This is a genomic window from Luteimicrobium album (genome assembly GCF_030161555.1).
GTDB lineage: Bacteria > Actinomycetota > Actinomycetes > Actinomycetales > Cellulomonadaceae > Luteimicrobium > Luteimicrobium album.
Genome location: NZ_BSUK01000001.1, coordinates 238774 through 253884, shown reverse-complemented (window position 1 = coordinate 253884; position 15111 = coordinate 238774). Strand labels below are relative to the sequence as shown.

The 15111-nt window shown below is 75.5% G+C and carries 9 protein-coding genes and 1 pseudogene; 6 read left to right on the top strand and 4 right to left on the bottom strand.

Annotated features, from left to right (window positions below; all coding sequences use genetic code 11):
- Positions 1-5: 5 nt before the first annotated feature.
- Positions 6-1350, bottom strand: a pseudogene (locus tag QQK45_RS01340) (uracil-xanthine permease family protein).
- A gap of 144 nt (positions 1351-1494) precedes the next feature.
- Here QQK45_RS01340 and QQK45_RS01335 point away from each other — a divergent pair.
- On the top strand, positions 1495-3345 hold the full coding sequence (locus QQK45_RS01335) for a beta-N-acetylhexosaminidase (RefSeq protein ID WP_284291562.1): 1851 nt from the start codon (positions 1495-1497) through the stop codon (positions 3343-3345).
- Between the two features lie 78 nt (positions 3346-3423).
- Here QQK45_RS01335 and QQK45_RS01330 read toward each other — a convergent pair whose 3' ends face one another.
- On the bottom strand, positions 3424-5130 hold the full coding sequence (locus tag QQK45_RS01330) for a DEAD/DEAH box helicase (RefSeq protein ID WP_431310209.1): 1707 nt from the start codon (positions 5128-5130) through the stop codon (positions 3424-3426).
- A gap of 298 nt (positions 5131-5428) precedes the next feature.
- Here QQK45_RS01330 and QQK45_RS01325 point away from each other — a divergent pair, with 298 nt between their 5' ends.
- On the top strand, positions 5429-6298 hold the full coding sequence (locus QQK45_RS01325; RefSeq protein ID WP_284291558.1) for a ferritin-like fold-containing protein: 870 nt from the start codon (positions 5429-5431) through the stop codon (positions 6296-6298).
- Here the strand turns inward: QQK45_RS01325 and QQK45_RS01320 are convergent.
- Positions 6195-6422: a DUF3107 domain-containing protein gene (locus tag QQK45_RS01320; RefSeq protein WP_284291556.1), complete on the bottom strand. Its 228-nt coding sequence runs from the start codon at positions 6420-6422 to the stop codon at positions 6195-6197. The two genes, QQK45_RS01325 and QQK45_RS01320, sit on opposite strands and share 104 nt — an antisense overlap.
- 641 nt (positions 6423-7063) lie before the next feature.
- Positions 7064-7744 carry a TetR/AcrR family transcriptional regulator gene (locus QQK45_RS01315; RefSeq protein WP_284291554.1) on the bottom strand — a complete coding sequence of 227 codons (681 nt, stop codon included), beginning with the start codon at positions 7742-7744 and terminating at the stop codon, positions 7064-7066.
- A gap of 141 nt (positions 7745-7885) precedes the next feature.
- Here QQK45_RS01315 and QQK45_RS01310 point away from each other — a divergent pair, with 141 nt between their 5' ends.
- The 4 genes from QQK45_RS01310 to QQK45_RS01295 are packed head-to-tail and all read left to right on the top strand — an operon-like array spanning position 7886 to position 15107.
- A complete protein-coding gene (locus QQK45_RS01310; RefSeq protein ID WP_284291552.1) occupies positions 7886-8269 on the top strand; it encodes a hypothetical protein in 384 nt (127 codons plus the stop codon).
- 33 nt (positions 8270-8302) lie between these two features.
- Positions 8303-9622 carry a UvrD-helicase domain-containing protein gene (locus tag QQK45_RS01305; protein WP_284291550.1) on the top strand — a complete coding sequence of 440 codons (1320 nt, stop codon included), beginning with the start codon at positions 8303-8305 and terminating at the stop codon, positions 9620-9622.
- Positions 9547-11616, top strand: a complete 2070-nt coding sequence (locus QQK45_RS01300; protein WP_284294898.1) for a UrvD/REP family ATP-dependent DNA helicase — start codon at positions 9547-9549, stop codon at positions 11614-11616. Before QQK45_RS01305 ends, QQK45_RS01300 begins: the two co-directional genes overlap by 76 nt.
- On the top strand, positions 11613-15107 hold the full coding sequence (locus QQK45_RS01295) for an ATP-dependent helicase (protein ID WP_284291547.1): 3495 nt from the start codon (positions 11613-11615) through the stop codon (positions 15105-15107). Before QQK45_RS01300 ends, QQK45_RS01295 begins: the two co-directional genes overlap by 4 nt.
- Positions 15108-15111 lie beyond the last annotated feature (4 nt).

Here is a 15111-nt window from a genome sequence, read left to right as displayed (position 1 = left end):
GCACGCTATCGGGCGGCGCCCTCGTCCGGGAGCGGCACGGACGCCGGGCTCGCGGGCTCCTGCCCGGTCCCGCGCCACCGCTCGACCCACCGCATGCCGTGGTAGATCACGAGAGCGGACGCGGCGCCGAGCGCGATCCCCGTGAACTCGAGGTTCCCGATCTTCCAGTCGAAGTTCGCGATCGCGACGACGAGCGGCACCGCGGCGCTCGCCAGGTGCACGGGGTCGGAGAAGTCGACCTTGTTCTGCACCCAGATCCGCGCGCCGAGGATGCCGATCATGCCGTACAGCATGGTCGTGGCGCCGCCGAGCACACCGTGGGGGATGGTCGCGATCAGCACGCCGAACTTGGGGAGAGCGACAGCACGAGCGCGGCTGCGGCCGCGACCCAGTAGGCCGCCGTCGAGTAGACGCGCGTGGCCGCCATGACGCCGATGTTCTCGGCGTACGTCGTGGTGCCGGAGCCGCCGCCGATGCCCGCGAGCGTGGTCGCGACGCCGTCGGCGAAGAGTGCCCGGCCAGTGAGCGGGTCGAGGTCCTTGCCCGTCATCGCGGCGACGGACTTCACGTGGCCGACGTTCTCCGCGATGAGCACGAGGACCACGGGCACGAACAGCCCGAGCAGCGACCACGAGAAGTGCGGGGTCGTGAACTCGGGGAAGCCGAACCACTTCGCCTCGTCGACTGTCTTGAAGTCGAGCGACCCGAACGTGCTCCAGCCCATGACGTTCCCGCCGAGCCACGTCACGAGGTATCCCACGACGACGCCCACGAGGATCGAGAGGCGCCCGAGGATGCCCCGGAAGAAGACGCTCACGACGAGGATCACACCGAGCGTGATGGTGGCCGACGACGGCTCGACCTTGAAGTTGCCCCACGCGGCGGGCGCGAGGTTGAGGCCGATCAGGGCGACGATCGTTCCGGTGACGACGGGTGGCATGAGCGCGTTGATCCACCCGGTCCCCGCGCGATGCACGACGAGACCCACGACGGCGAGGAGGACACCGGTGAGCAGGATCCCGCCGACGGCGAGGTGCTTGCCGCCTGCGAGCGTCGCCGCGCCGATGGGGGCGATGAACGCGAAGCTCGACCCCAGGTAGCTGGGGAGCCGGTTCCGCGTGATCGCGAGGAAGAGCGCGGTGCCGATGGCGGAGAAGAACAGGGTCGTGGCGGGGAGAACTTCGTGATCGTGGGCACGATGAACGTCGCGCCGAACATCGCGACCACGTGCTGCAGGCCGAGACCGATGGTGCGCGGCCAGGTCAGGCGCTCGTCGGGCGCGACGACCTGCCCGGGAGTGACGTGGCGGCCGTCGCCGTGGACGCGCCAGAGGGTCGGGGTCGAGGGCATCGATGCCTCCAAGAGGGATATGCAAGGGCCGCGAACGGATGGTTCACTAGGGGCGTGCGGTCGAGCCCGGCCGACCCGGCTCGCGAGGATTGTCGCACTCGCGAGCACTGTTCCGCGTCGTCCGCCCCGCCGTCCGGAGAATCCATGAGCCCGCACGACGACGTGCCGCCCTCGGCCGACCGCCGTCCGCCCCGTACCGGCCGCCGCCGCTGGGTCACGGTCGCCGTCGTGGCGGCCGTGGTCGTCGCCGGTGGGGTGACTGGCGTCGTGCTCGCGACGCGCGGCGACGACGGCCCGGCGACCCCTGCCGCCACGGGAGCGAGCGCCCCGCTCTCGCTGATCCCGCTCCCGTCGAAGGTCGAGCGGACGAGCGGCCCGGCGTTCGCGCTCGACGGCACCACGCGCGTCGTCACCGAGGTCGACCCGGCCGCGAACGCCGCGGCACGCAAGGCGACCCCCGGCGTCGGGGAGGACCTCGCCGCGCAGCTGCGCCGCTCGACGGGGCTCGCGCTGCCCACGTCGACCGTGACGTCGTCGGGCGCGAGCACCTCGCCCGCGCCCGAGGGCTCGACCATCACCCTGCGCCTCTCCGGCCCGCAGGCCGCGACGTGGGACCTGGACGCTCCGCTCGACGACCCGACCCTCGAGCGGTACACCCTCGACGCGGACTCACGCGGCGTCGTCGTCACGTCGGGGACCCCGGCCGGTCTGTTCCGGGGCGTGCAGACCCTGCGCCAGCTGCTCCCGGCGTCGTCGGCGGCCCCGGACGCCCAGCCTGCGCCGTCGGGCGGCTGGACCGTGCCCGCGGTGCGCATCACCGACGAGCCGCGCTTCGCGTACCGTGGCGCGCTCCTCGACGTCGCGCGCCGATTCTACCCGGTGAAGGACGTCGAGCGGTACATCGACGACATCGCGCAGTACAAGATCGACGCGCTCCACCTGCACCTCACGGACGACCAGGGCTGGCGGATCGTCGTCGACGGCGAGCCGACGCTCACGACGGTCGGGGCGTCCACGCAGTCGGGCTTCGCGCCCGGCACGGGCGGCCCCTGGTACTACACCAAGGAGCAGTACGCCCAGATCGTGGCGTACGCGGCCCGGCGATTCATCACGGTCGTGCCCGAGATCGACGGTCCCGGCCACACACTCGCGGCGCAGGCGTCGATCGGCTCGCTGCGCTGCGACGGCACGCGCGCGAAGCCCTACAGCGGCTTCGACGTGGGCAACCCGATGGTCTGCGCGTCGGACGCTAACCTCGCGAACATCCGCTCCTACCTGCGCGCCGTCACCCGAGCGGTCGTCGCGCAGAACCCCGGCCCGTACCTCCATCTCGGCGGCGACGAGGTCCCCGACCCGCCGAAGGGCTGGTACGAGAGCTACACGGCGGCCGCGAACCGGTCCGCCGCCGCGGCGGGCAAGACGGTGATCGCCTGGCACCAGTGGGTCACCGGGGCGCCGCTGCCGCAGGGCAGCGTCATGGAGTACTGGGGCACCGGCTCCGACCGCAACGCCTGGACCCCCGACAACGTCACCCAGCTCAAGAGCGCCGTCGCCCAGGGCGCAAAGATCCTCATGGCGCCCGCCGACCGCACCTACCTCGACATGCACGAGAGCCCGATCGACGACCTCGGCCTCGAGTGGGCGGGGATCACGGACGTCGAGCACGCCTACGACTGGGAACCCGAGACCGTGCTCGCCGACGACGGCGTCGACCTCACCGGGCACGTCTACGGCGTCGAAGCCGCGCTGTGGGCCGACCGCACCTACCCCGGCTCCCTGACACACCTGCCCACGTCGACCGACGAGTTCATGCCCGTCGACCAGTACATGGACGCCAAGGCCTTCCCGCGTCTGCCCGCGATCGCCGAGGTCGCCTGGACCGCGCAGAGCGCGCGCCACCCGGGCGACTTCAAGACCCGGCTCGTCGCCCAGGCGCCCCGGTGGAAGGCCGAGGGGATCGGCTACACCGAGGTGCCCGACCTCGACTGGGGTTGACGCGCGAGGGCTGACACGCGAGCAGCCCGCCCCGGCCGAGGCCGGGACGGGCTGCGTCAGCAGTGCTGCAGGGGGTCGTCACTCGCCGGACGGCGCGCCGCCCTCGGCGGAACCACCCGAACGGCGTCGGCGCGTACGACGGCGCGTGCGCGTGCGCTCGCCGCCCTCGCCCGACGACGCCGCCTGCGTGCCGCTCTCCGGCCCGGCCGAGGCGGCGGCCGCCTTCGGCTCGGTGGTGCCGCTGCCTGCGTCGTCCTGCTGCCGCCGCTCGGAACCGCCCCGGCCGCCGCGGTCACGCGAGCGTCCGTCGCGAGCGCCGTCGTCGGACCGGTGGCTCGACCGGCCCGAACCGCCGGAGCCGCCGCGCGAGCCTTGCCCGCGGGGCGAACCGCCGCGCTTGCCGGTCTCGCCGAGGTCCTCGAGGACCTCGGCGCCGAGGCCGGCGCGGACCTGCTTGTCCTTGGGCAGACGGCCCTTCGTCCCCTCGGGGATGTTGAGGTCGGTGTACAGGTGCGGGGACGACGAGTACGTCTCGACGGGCTCGGGGATGCCGAGGTCGAGCGCGCGGTCGATGAGGCCCCAGCGGGGGATGTCGTCCCAGTCGACGAACGTGACCGCGGTGCCCTTGTGCCCCGCACGGCCGGTGCGACCCGTGCGGTGCAGGTACGTCTTCTCGTCCTCGGGGCACTGGTAGTTCACGACGTGGGTGACGTCGTCGACGTCGATGCCGCGGGCCGCGACGTCCGTCGCGACGAGGACGTCGACCTTGCCCGAGCGGAACGCGCGCAGCGCCTGCTCGCGCGAGCCCTGGCCCAGGTCACCGTGGATCGCCGCGGCGGCGAACCCGCGCTCGACGAGCTCGTCGGCGACCTTCGCGGCCGTGCGCTTGGTGCGCGCGAACACGATCGTCAGGCCGCGGCCCTCCGACTGCAGGATCCGCGCGAGCATCTCGACCTTGTCGAGCGCGTGCGCGCGATACACGACCTGCTTGATGTTCTTGACGGTCGCGCCGCCGTCGTCGGGGTCGTTCGCGCGGATGTGCGTCGGCTGCGTCATGTACCGGCGGGCCATCGCGACGACGGCGCCCGGCATGGTCGCCGAGAAGAGCATCGTGTGGCGGCGCGGCGGGGTCGCGGCGATGAGCTTCTCGACGTCGGGCAGGAAGCCCAGGTCGAGCATCTCGTCGGCCTCGTCGAGCACCACGGTCGTCGCGTGCGACAGGTCGAGGTGGCGCTGGTTCACCAGGTCGATGAGCCGGCCCGGCGTGCCGACGACGACCTCGACGCCCGCGGCGAGCTGCGCGATCTGCGGCTCGTACGCGCGGCCGCCGTAGATCTGCGCGACGCGCACCGTGCGACGGCGCGACGCCGTGGTCAGGTCGTTCGCGACCTGGACGGCGAGCTCGCGCGTCGGGACGACGACGAGCGCCTGCGGCTTGCCGGGCGCGTCCAGGCGGTCGAAGCCCTCCTCGTCCGGTGCGACGACGTGCTCGAGCAGCGGGACGCCGAAGCCCAGCGTCTTGCCCGTGCCGGTCTTGGCCTGGCCGATGATGTCGTGCCGCGACAGCGCGACGGGCAGCGTCATCGCCTGGATGGGGAAGGGGTGGACGATGCCGGCGTCGGTGAGCGCGTCCACGATCGCGGCGCGCACCTTGAAGTCGGCGAAGGTCGGGGTGGGGGCGTCGGCCGGGGTGGTGGGAGCATCCGTCGTGGCGACGTCGTCCCGCCCGGTGTCGGCGCTCTCGGCGCCCGTCGGGGCGACGGGCGTGTCGGTGGTGCTGGTCACGGTTCCTCGTGTTCGTCGGGGCGCCGTCGCGCGCGGACCGGTCTCCCGCGCCGGGCTCGCGCCCATGAGGGGCGGCCGGGGTGCGGGACGGCGGTGTCCGGGGCGACGCGTGCGCCAGGGGCCGGCAGCCGATCGTGGAGATGCGCCGCCGTCGTGGCGGGACGAACCGGACCAGGTCCGGGGCGTCATGGTCGATGCGGACCGCGCGTCAGGACGAGCGCGGGCCAGGAAGCTAGACGACCGGGCAACCGAGGTACTGGGCCATGGTATCGGATGCGGCCCTGCCTATCCTGGACGGATGGCCGTCACGAGCTCCGCGTCCCCCGCCGACACCCCAACGCCCGGCACCGGCGACGGCCCGGCCGGGGGCGCGAGTGGAGGTGCGAGCCTCGACGAGATCGTCGAGCTCCTCGGACTCGTCGCAGCCTTCGAGCTCGACGACGTACCACGGTTCGCCGCGGAGGCGGCCGACGCGCTCGACGTCGAGGGGCGCCTCGCGTACAGCCGGCGCGCCGGGGCGTCGCTCGCCCGGTGCGAGCGCGTGCTCGTCCGGATCGAGGAGCTCGGCGCGTCACCCGTGGCCGCGATGACGCCGTTCGACGGCGCGTTCGACGACTTCGACGACCGCACCCAGGCCAGCACCTGGGAGGAAGAGGTGCTGCGCGAGTTCGTCGGGCGCTCCGTCGCCGAAGACTTCTGCCGGCTCTGCGCGCCCGCGCTCGACCCCGTCTCGCGCGACGTCGTCCTCGGCGTCATGGAGGCGAGCGTCGCCGACGAGGAAGCCGTGCAGCAGCTCGCCGAGGCCGCCGCCGCGGACCGCGTGCTCTCGGCCCGCCTCGCGCTGTGGGGGCGCCGCCTCGTCGGGGAGGCGCTACGGCTCGCGCAGTCGCTGCTCACCGAGAGCGGCACGTTTGTGCACCTGCTCGCGGTCGCGAGGAGGCCGAGTCCGACCCGGCCGCGAAGGACGCCGGGTCGGACACGCACACCTGGACGCTGCGCCAGCTCACCGAACGGCACGCGCTGCGCATGCGACGGCTCGGCCTCACGGCCTGAGCCGCCCGCGATCAGAGGGTGCCGAAGCCGACGCGGCGCGTCTCCTCGGTGCCGATCTCCACGTAGCCGACCGACGCGGCCGGGACCAGGTACTGGCGCCCGCGCGAGTCCTTGAGCTCCAGCGTGTTGGCGTCGCTCTTCAGCGCGGCCGAGACCGCGGCGGCGACCTCGTCGGCCGTCAGGTCCGTGTCGATGACGAGCTCGCGGGGCAGGTGCTTCACACCGATCGTGACTTCCACCACGGTTCCTTTCGATCGTCTCGCGGTGGGCCGACGGGCCTACCACCTCGGACGATCCTATGCGGGGGCGCGCGCCCGGTGGCGCCCGCCGGGCCCCTGATCGCTGAGCGCTGAACGCCGACGGTGACGCCCCGTTCTCCGATCGTGATGCCCGCGTGGTCGGGGCGGGCGGGGCGAGTGGGGTGCGCGCGGTCTTCCATCCGCCTCGCTCGTTCCTCGCTCGGCTCCCGCCAGACCCGCCACGACCGCGCGCACCCCACCCGCCCCGCCCTTCACGGTCGGCCTACCGCCCGCCGACCATGCGATCAGGCACGGTCTCGCCGCCCACCACGGGCTTGTGCACCGATGCGTCGCTCAACGGGTGCACAAACCCGTGCTCGGCACGTCGGAACGTGCACAACCCGGTGCTCGGCACGCACGGGACCTGACCCCCGGCGCCACCGTCACCATCGACGAGCGGAACGTCACCGTCGGCGAGGGTGAGACGACGGCCGGCCGGGTGGGGGCGGGGAGGTGGTGAAGGGCGTCAAGGAGTGCGCACGGCCCCCAGGGCCGAAGCACGACAGCCCGAACCAGCTCGCCGCACCCACCCGCGAACCCGACCGAGCGCACTCACCCCAGGAGGCGCACGGCGCGGGGGCTCAGGTCGCAGGGGCGACGAACGAGCGCAGACCCCTCCACGCGAAGGTCGACAGCAGGCTGCTGATCGCGGCGTCGTCGACGCCGATGCGGCTGCCGCGACCCTGCTCGTTCCGGCGCGCGGCGAGCCGGGCCTGTTCGGCGACCTCGGTCGCGGCGGACCGGGCGATCGCGGTGCACGTCCGACCGAGCACGAGCGCCTGGTCGCGTTCCATCCCGCAGCGCAGGACGAGGACGTCGGCGAACGCGTCGGCGTTCACGGCGTCGGGGCGCAGCACGCGCTCGCGGACGGCATCGTCGCGCATGACGTCCGACTCGAACAGGAGCGCCGCGGACTGTCCCGCGTCGACGGCGAACGACACGTAGGCCTCGACGACGGCCCGCACGACGTCGCCGCCGTCGAAGGTGACGGTCGGATGCGCCTGCCGGGCGGGCGCGAGCGCTGCGTCGACGGCGGTGACGAGCTCGTCGCCTCGGGCGTCGACCACCGCGAGGTAGAGCGCGAGCTTGGACGGGAAGTGGCGGTACAGGACGGGCTTGGAAACCCCCGCCTCGTCGGCCAGGTCGTCCATCGAGAGGTGGTGGAAGCCGCGCGCCGCGAACAAGCGCGTGGCGATTCCGAGGAGCTGGACCCGGCGTGCGGCGCGCGGGATCCGGTGGGTCAGCGTTGTGGTGGCGGGCACGACGTTCCCCCTTCGGGCCTGGCTTGCGAGCCGGTGTTCGGATGGTAGAGCGCTGTGCGGGCCCGTCCAAGGGCTTGCACACCAGGTGAGACGACATGGCTTTGACCTGCATGAACGTTCGTTTCATGAGAGGTGCGTCACATGGAGAGTGCGACCACCCGGCGTGTGCGACGCTGGGGCGTGCTCTCGGACCCCGGCGCCCGGCGACGTCCCGCTCCGCGGACGCGGCTGCGCCGGGCGGCGCTCGTCCTCGCGCTCGGCTGCGTCATGACGGGCGCGTCGTGGAGCTGGGACGTCGAGGTCGGCGGCGGCATCTGCGGCACCGCCTTCCGGGTCCATCCCGGGAGCGGGTATGCGGTCACGGGTGGGGAGATGTCCGACGACGTCCGGCAGGACCTGCGTGACGGGTGCCAGCAGGCGGGTGCCTGGCCGTGGCGAGCGGGCTGGGCGACGCTCGGTGCGGGCGCTGCCGGCGCGGTCGCGATCCTCGTCCTCCCGCTCGTCGTGCGCCGCCCCCGCGAGTGAGTCGATGTCGGCGGTGCGTGGTGGGATGAGGCCGTGCCGCCCGCTCCCGCCGCCAGCCTCCTGCCGCCTGCGCCCCCCGAGCTGCGCACCGCGGCGTCGGACGGCGGCCTGGACCCGGCGCAGACGGCGGCGCTGGAGGCGGCCGTCGGGCTCGGTTCGGGGGAGGCGCTCGTCGTCCTCGGGGCACCCGGCACGGGGAAGACGACCCTCGCCGTGGAGGTCGCCGCGCTCGCGCTGGCCCGGGGCCTGGCGCCGCACGAGGTGCTGGTGCTCGCGCCGTCCCGACGCGCCGCGGGCTCGCTGCGCGACGTCCTGACCTATCGGGCCGCGAGGACGCTCTCGGCGCCGCTCGTGCGGACGGCGGCGTCGGCGGCGTTCGCGGTCCTGTGCTCGCGCGCGGAGGCGCTGGGCGACCCGCTGCCCACGCTCGTCTCGGGCCCGGAGCAGGACCTCCTGCTGTCGGAGCTCCTCGCGGGCCACGTGGCCGGCGTCGGGGTGCCGCTGCGCCTGCCGCCCGGTCTGCCCGAGGACGTCCTCGGGCTGCGCGGCTTCCGGCAGGAGCTGCGCGACCTGCTCATGCGCGCCGCCGAGCACGACCTGCTGCCGTCCGAGCTGGCCGCCCTCGGCCGTCTGCACGACCGCCCCGAGTGGGAGCTCGCCGCCCAGCTGTACGACGAGTACCTCGCGGTCACGGCGCTCGGCGCGGGCACCCCGGACCGGGGCGCACGGGTGGACCCGGCGGTCGTCGTCGCGGAGGCCGCCGACGCGCTGCGGACCTGGGACGCGGACCTGCCGGGCGTGCCGCGCCCGCGGTGGCGGCTTGTCGTCGTCGATGACTACCAGGAGGCCACCGCCGCCACCGCGGCCCTGCTCGAGGTCCTGCGCGACGACGGCTCCCGCCTCGTCCTGCTCGGCGACCCCGACGTCGCGGTGCAGACGTTCCGTGGCGCGAGCCCCGCGCTGCTGGGGCAGGCCGGCGCCCGCCCGGGCCGCGGGTCGGGGCAGGTCGGCGCGTTCGACGCCCGGACCGTGCACCTCGGGACCACGTGGCGGCACCCGGGGGCCTGCGCGACGTGGTCGCGCGCGTCACGGCCGCGATCCCCACCCTCGGCGCCGCGGCGCACCGGCGCGCGACGCCGGCCGAGCAGGTCGACGGCGCGGACCCGACCGAGCCGGTCGTCGACGTCGCGACCTTCGTCTCCGGGGCGGAGGAGACCGCGCACGTCGCGCGGGTCCTGCGCTCGGAGCACCTGCTGCACGGCACCCCGTGGGCGCGCATGGCCGTCGTCGCGCGCGCGGGCGGTCAGCTCGCCGCCCTGCGTCGTGGCCTGCTCGCGGCGCAGGTGCCCGTGAACCTCCTGGGCTCGGACGTGCCGCTGCGCGACGAGCCCGCGGTCCGTCCGCTGCTGGAGGTCGTCGGGATCGCGCTGGACCTCGAGGCGGCGGTCGACCCGGACGTCGACGCGGCGTCCCCCGTCGACCCGGACGTGGTCGCCGACCTGCTCACGTCGCCCGTGGGCGGGCTCGACGTCGTCGGGCTGCGGCGCCTGCGCCGGGCCCTGCGCGCGGAGGAGCGGGCGGGCGGCGGCGGCCGCGCGTCGGACGCGCTGCTCGCGGAGGTCGTCGAGCACCCGAGCCGCGCGGCCACGCTCCCCGCCACCGTGCGGACGCCCGCCGAACGCGTCGCGCGCGTCGTGGAGGCGGCGCGCGTGGCGGCCCGCGAGCCCGACGCCGACGCCCAGTCCGTGCTCTGGGCCGCGTGGGACGCGACCGGCCTGGCCGAGCGCTGGCAGCGGCTCGCGCTCGAGGGTGGAACGGCCGGTGCGCGCGCCGACCGCGACCTCGACGCCGTCCTGGCGCTGTTCCGGGCGGCCGAGACGTTCGTCGACCGGCTCCCGCAGGCGTCGGCCCGCGCGTTCCTCGACTACCTGGGCTCGCAGGACCTGCCGGCCGACACGCTCGCCGCCCAGGCCGTCGGCGCGGGCTCGGTGTCCGCGCTCACGCCCGCCGGCGCGGCAGGCGGGGAGTGGGACGTCGTCGTCGTCACCGGCGTGCAGGACGGCGTGTGGCCGGACCTGCGGCTGCGTGACTCGCTGCTCGGCTCGCAGGCCCTCGTCGAGCTGCTCGCCCGGCGCGAGCTCGGCGGGACCGAGGGTGAGGCAGGGGCGGCGGCGCGCCGTGCCGTCCTCGCGGACGAGCTGCGCGCGTTCGCCGTGGCCGTCTCGCGCGCCCGACGGCGCCTCGTGGTGACCGCGGTCGACGACGCCGACGAGCGTCCGTCCGTGTTCCTCGACCTGGTCCAGGCGGCGCCCGAGGAGGGACGCACGCCCCGGCGACGGGAGGCCTCGCTCGACCTGCGCGGGCTGGTCGCGTCCTTGCGCCGCGACCTGGTCGAGGACGCGGTGACGGCGGGCTCGGCCGGGCCCGGCGCCGCGGAGCCGCGCAACGCCGCCGCCCTGCTCGCCGACCTCGCCCGCGCCGGCGTGAGCGGCGCCGACCCGGCCGGCTGGTACGGGGCGGGCGACGTGACGAGCGACGCCCCGCTCCACCCGGGCGACGAGCGTGTCGTGGTGTCGCCGTCGCGCGTCGAGCTCGTCGACGCGTGCGCGCTGCGCTGGGCGCTCGAGACGGCCGGCGGCACCGCACCCGACGCGACCGTCCAGACGCTCGGCACGCTCGTGCACGCCGTCGCCGAGGCCCTGCCCGACGGCGGTCACGCGGCGCTCGCGGCCGAGCTCGACCGCCGCTTCCCCGAGCTCGGGCTCACACCGGGCTGGCCCGCGACCCAGACGCGCCGCCGGGCCGACGCGATGGTCGAGCGCCTGGCGGGGTACCTCAAGGACCGCACGGCGCTCGCGGTCGAGGTCCCGTTCCGCGTCGACATCGGTGAACGGGCCACCCTGCGCGGGGTGATCGACCGGGTCGAGGCGACAGACGATCCGGGCGCCGTCGAGGTCGTCGACCTCAAGACCGGCCGCAACGCGCCCTCGAAGGCCGACACCGAGCAGCACGCCCAGCTCGGTGCGTACCAGCTCGCCGTCGAGCTCGGCGGGCTCGACGGCTCGAAGCAGCCCGAGGGCGGGCCGGGCGCGGACCTGCCCGACGGGGCCCGCCCGGCCGGAGCGCGGCTCGTCTACCTCGGCACCGGGCGCAACGCCGCCCTGCGGGACCAGCCCGCCCTCGACGAGCAGCCCGACGGCGGCGCGTGGGCCGCGGAGCTCGTCGACGGCGTGGCACGGACGATGGCGGGGTCGGCGTTCCTCGCCCAGGAGAACCGGCTGTGCGGGTCGTGCCCGGTGCGCCGGACGTGCCCCGCGCAGCCCGAGGGACGACAGGTGATCGCATGACCGAGCAGCTCGAGCGCATGCTCGTCCCCGTGGCGGACGGCGGGTCGGCCCCGGACGCGCGTCGCCGGTACGCGGCCCTCGAGATCGCGGAGATCCTCGACCGGCCGGCCCCGACGCCGGAGCAGGTCGCGGTGATCGAGGCGGAACCGGTCGCGCCGCTGCTCGTCATCGCGGGGGCCGGCTCGGGCAAGACGGAGACGATGGCGTCGCGCGTCGTCTGGCTCATCGCGAACGGGCACGTGCGGCCCGAGGAGGTCCTCGGCCTGACGTTCACGCGCAAGGCGGCCGGCGAGCTCGCCGTGCGGGTCCAGGATCGGCTCGCGCAGTTCGCGCGGCGCACGGGGGCGGCGGCCGACGGTCTCGCGCTCCTCGACCGCCCGACGGTCTCGACGTACAACGCGTACGCGGCGGGGCTCGTCGGCGACCACGCCCTGCGGCTCGGGATCGAGCCGGGCTCGCGCCTGCTCAGCGAGGCCAGCCAGTGGCAGCTCGCGGCGGAGGTCGTCGAGTCCTGGGCGGGCGACCTCGGCACGGACGCCGCCGTGTCGTCGGTGATCGACGCGGTCCGGTCGCTCTCCGGTGCGCTCGCCGAGCACCTGCTCGACCCCGTCGAGGCGAGGGCGCGGCTCGAGCGGCTCGTCGACGGGATCGCCGCCGTCCCGCTCGGGCGTCGCAAGACCCACTACGCCGACGTCACCAGCCTGCTCGCGAGCCTCGGCGAACGGGCCCGGCTGCTCGACGTCGTCGCCGCCTACGCCGAGCGCAAGCGGCGGCTCGAGGCGCTCGACTTCGGCGACCAGGTCGCGATCGCGGCCCGCCTCGCGCGGGAGGTGCCCGTCGTCGGGCGGCTCGAGCGCGGCCGGTACCGGGCCGTCCTGCTCGACGAGTACCAGGACACCTCGCACGCCCAGGTCGAGCTCCTCGCGGCGCTGTTCGGCGCCGGCCACGGGGTCACGGCGGTCGGCGACCCCAACCAGTCGATCTACGGGTGGCGCGGTGCGAGCGCGGGCGGCATCGGACGCTTCCCCGAGCGGTTCCGCCAGACGCCCACGGCCGCGAGTCCGCACGGCGCGCGCGCCCGGGTGCTCAGCCTGTCGACGTCGTGGCGCAACGACCGCGCGATCCTCGACGTCGCGAACCGGACGGCCGAGCCGCTGCGCGCGTCGTCGCAGGTCCCCGTGGACCGGCTCGCCGCGCGGCCCGGCGCGGGCGAGGGAGCCGTCCACGTGACGTTCCACGCCACGGAGGACGAGGAGGCCGCGCACCTGGCCGACGTGGTCGCGCGGGCACGGGACGACGCCGCGGCCGCCGGTCGGTCGATGCCGTCCGCGGCGGTGCTGTGCCGCGCGCGGCGCCAGTTCCTCCCCGTCGAGGCGGCGCTGCGCTCGCGCGGGATCCCGGTCGAGGTCGTCGGGCTCGGCGGCCTCCTGTCCACGCCCGAGGTCACGGACCTCGTGGCGTTCCTGCAGGTCGCGCACGACCCGTCGCGCGGCGACGCACTCGCCCGCCTGCTCACGGGCCCGCGCGTCAACCTCGGCGCGGCCGACCTGTTCGCGCTCGCGAGCCGGGCGCGCGACCTCGCCGACGCCCAGGACCGCAGGGCCGGTCGGGCCGCGGACGGCGCGGTGCCGGGTGGCGGCCCCGCTGCGGCGCCCGGGACGAGCGACGTCCCCGACGGTCCCGCGGACGACGAGCCCGCGATCCTCGAGGGCGACGTCGTCGACCACCGCTCGCTCGTCGACGCCCTCGACGACCTGCCCGCCCCGGGGCGCGCGGCGCGCGATGGCCGCACGCTCACGACGGCGGCGCACACCCGTCTGGCGACGCTCGCCCGCGACCTCAGGGCCGTCCGCGCACAGACGTACCTGTCGCTCCCGGAGCTCGTGACGCAGGCGGAGCGCGCGCTCGGCCTCGACATCGAGGTCGACGTCGCGGGCGCGCTGTTCGACGCGGGCGCCCAGGGCGGCAGCGAGCTCGGCCGCGCCCACCTCGACGCCTTCCGCGACGTGGCGGTCGAGTTCTCCCAGTCGGCGGACGTCCCGACGCTCGGTGCGTTCCTCGCGTGGCTCGGAGCGGCCCAGGCTCAGGAGGGCGGACTCGACCTGCCGCTGCGCGACGTCGACCCGGACGCCGTCCAGGTCATCACCGTGCACGGCGCGAAGGGTCTCGAGTGGGACCTCGTCGTCGTGCCCGGGCTCGTGCAGCAGGCGTTCCCGCAGGTCCGGTTCGGGGACGACGGCCCGACGGACTCGGGCTGGCTCACCGGGCTCGGCAACCTGCCGTACCCGCTCCGCGGCGACGCCCGTGACCTGCCGCACCTGGCGTACGACGACGCCGAGGACGCCACCGGTCTCCGCGACGCCCTGGCCGCGTTCAAGCTCGCGTGCGGCGAGCACGAGCTCGCGGAGGAACGCCGGCTCGCGTACGTGGCGTTCACGCGGGCCCGGCACCAGCTGCACCTGTCGGGGTCGTGGTGGCGCACCGGCACCCGGCCGAGCGAGCCGTCGGTGTTCCTGACCGAGCTCGTCGACGCCGGCCTGCACCCCGACACGTGGGCCGACGTCCCCGAGGACGGCGCGTCGAACCCGCTCGCCGACCGCGTCCGCACGGGCTGGTGGCCCGCGCGGCCCGGAGACGACGCACCGGACGGTGGGGCCGGCGGCGCCGCGGACGACGGTCCCTCACCGGCCGTGCGCGCCGTGCGGGCCGCCGCCCTCGCGGTCCGTGAGGCGGTCGCGTCGGGTGCCTCGGCCCTCGCCGACGACGCGGACTCCGCCGCCGACGACCCGTCGGGCCTGGCCGCTCTCGCGCGTCTGCTCCTCGCCGAGCGCGCCACGCACGAGGCCGCGCGCGCCGAGGTCGCGTTCCCGGCGCACGTGTCGGCGTCGGGCCTCGTGGCGCTCGCGGCGGACCGGGACGCGTTCGCCCTGGCGCGCCGCCGCCCGCTCCCGCGGAGGCCCTCGTCGCACGCACGTCGGGGCACGGCGTTCCACGCGTGGGTCGAGCGGTACTTCGGCGCCGCGGCGTTGCTCGACGTCGAGGACCTCCCGGGCGCCGACGACGCCGACGTCCGCACGGACGAGGAGCTCGAGGCGCTGCGTGCGACGTTCCTCGCCTCGGGGTGGGCGTCGCGCGAGCCCCTCGCGATCGAGGTGGACGTCGAGACGCCGGTCGCGGGCGTCGTGGTGCGCTGCCGCATCGACGCGGTCTTCCCCGAGCGGGCCGAGCCGCGGGGCGACGACCCCGACGGCACCCGGTCGGCGGCCGTCGTCGTGGACTGGAAGACGGGTCGCGCCCCGCACGACGACGCCTCGCGCCGTGCGCGCGAGGTCCAGCTCGCGGCGTACCGGCTGGCGTGGTCGCGGTGGTCGGGGCTGCCGCTCGAGGACGTGTCCGCGGCGTTCTACTACGTCGCGGACGACACGGTCGTGCGCCCGGTCGACCTGCTCGACGAGTCGGCGCTCGAGGCGCTGGTGCGCGGAGACGGCTGAGGCC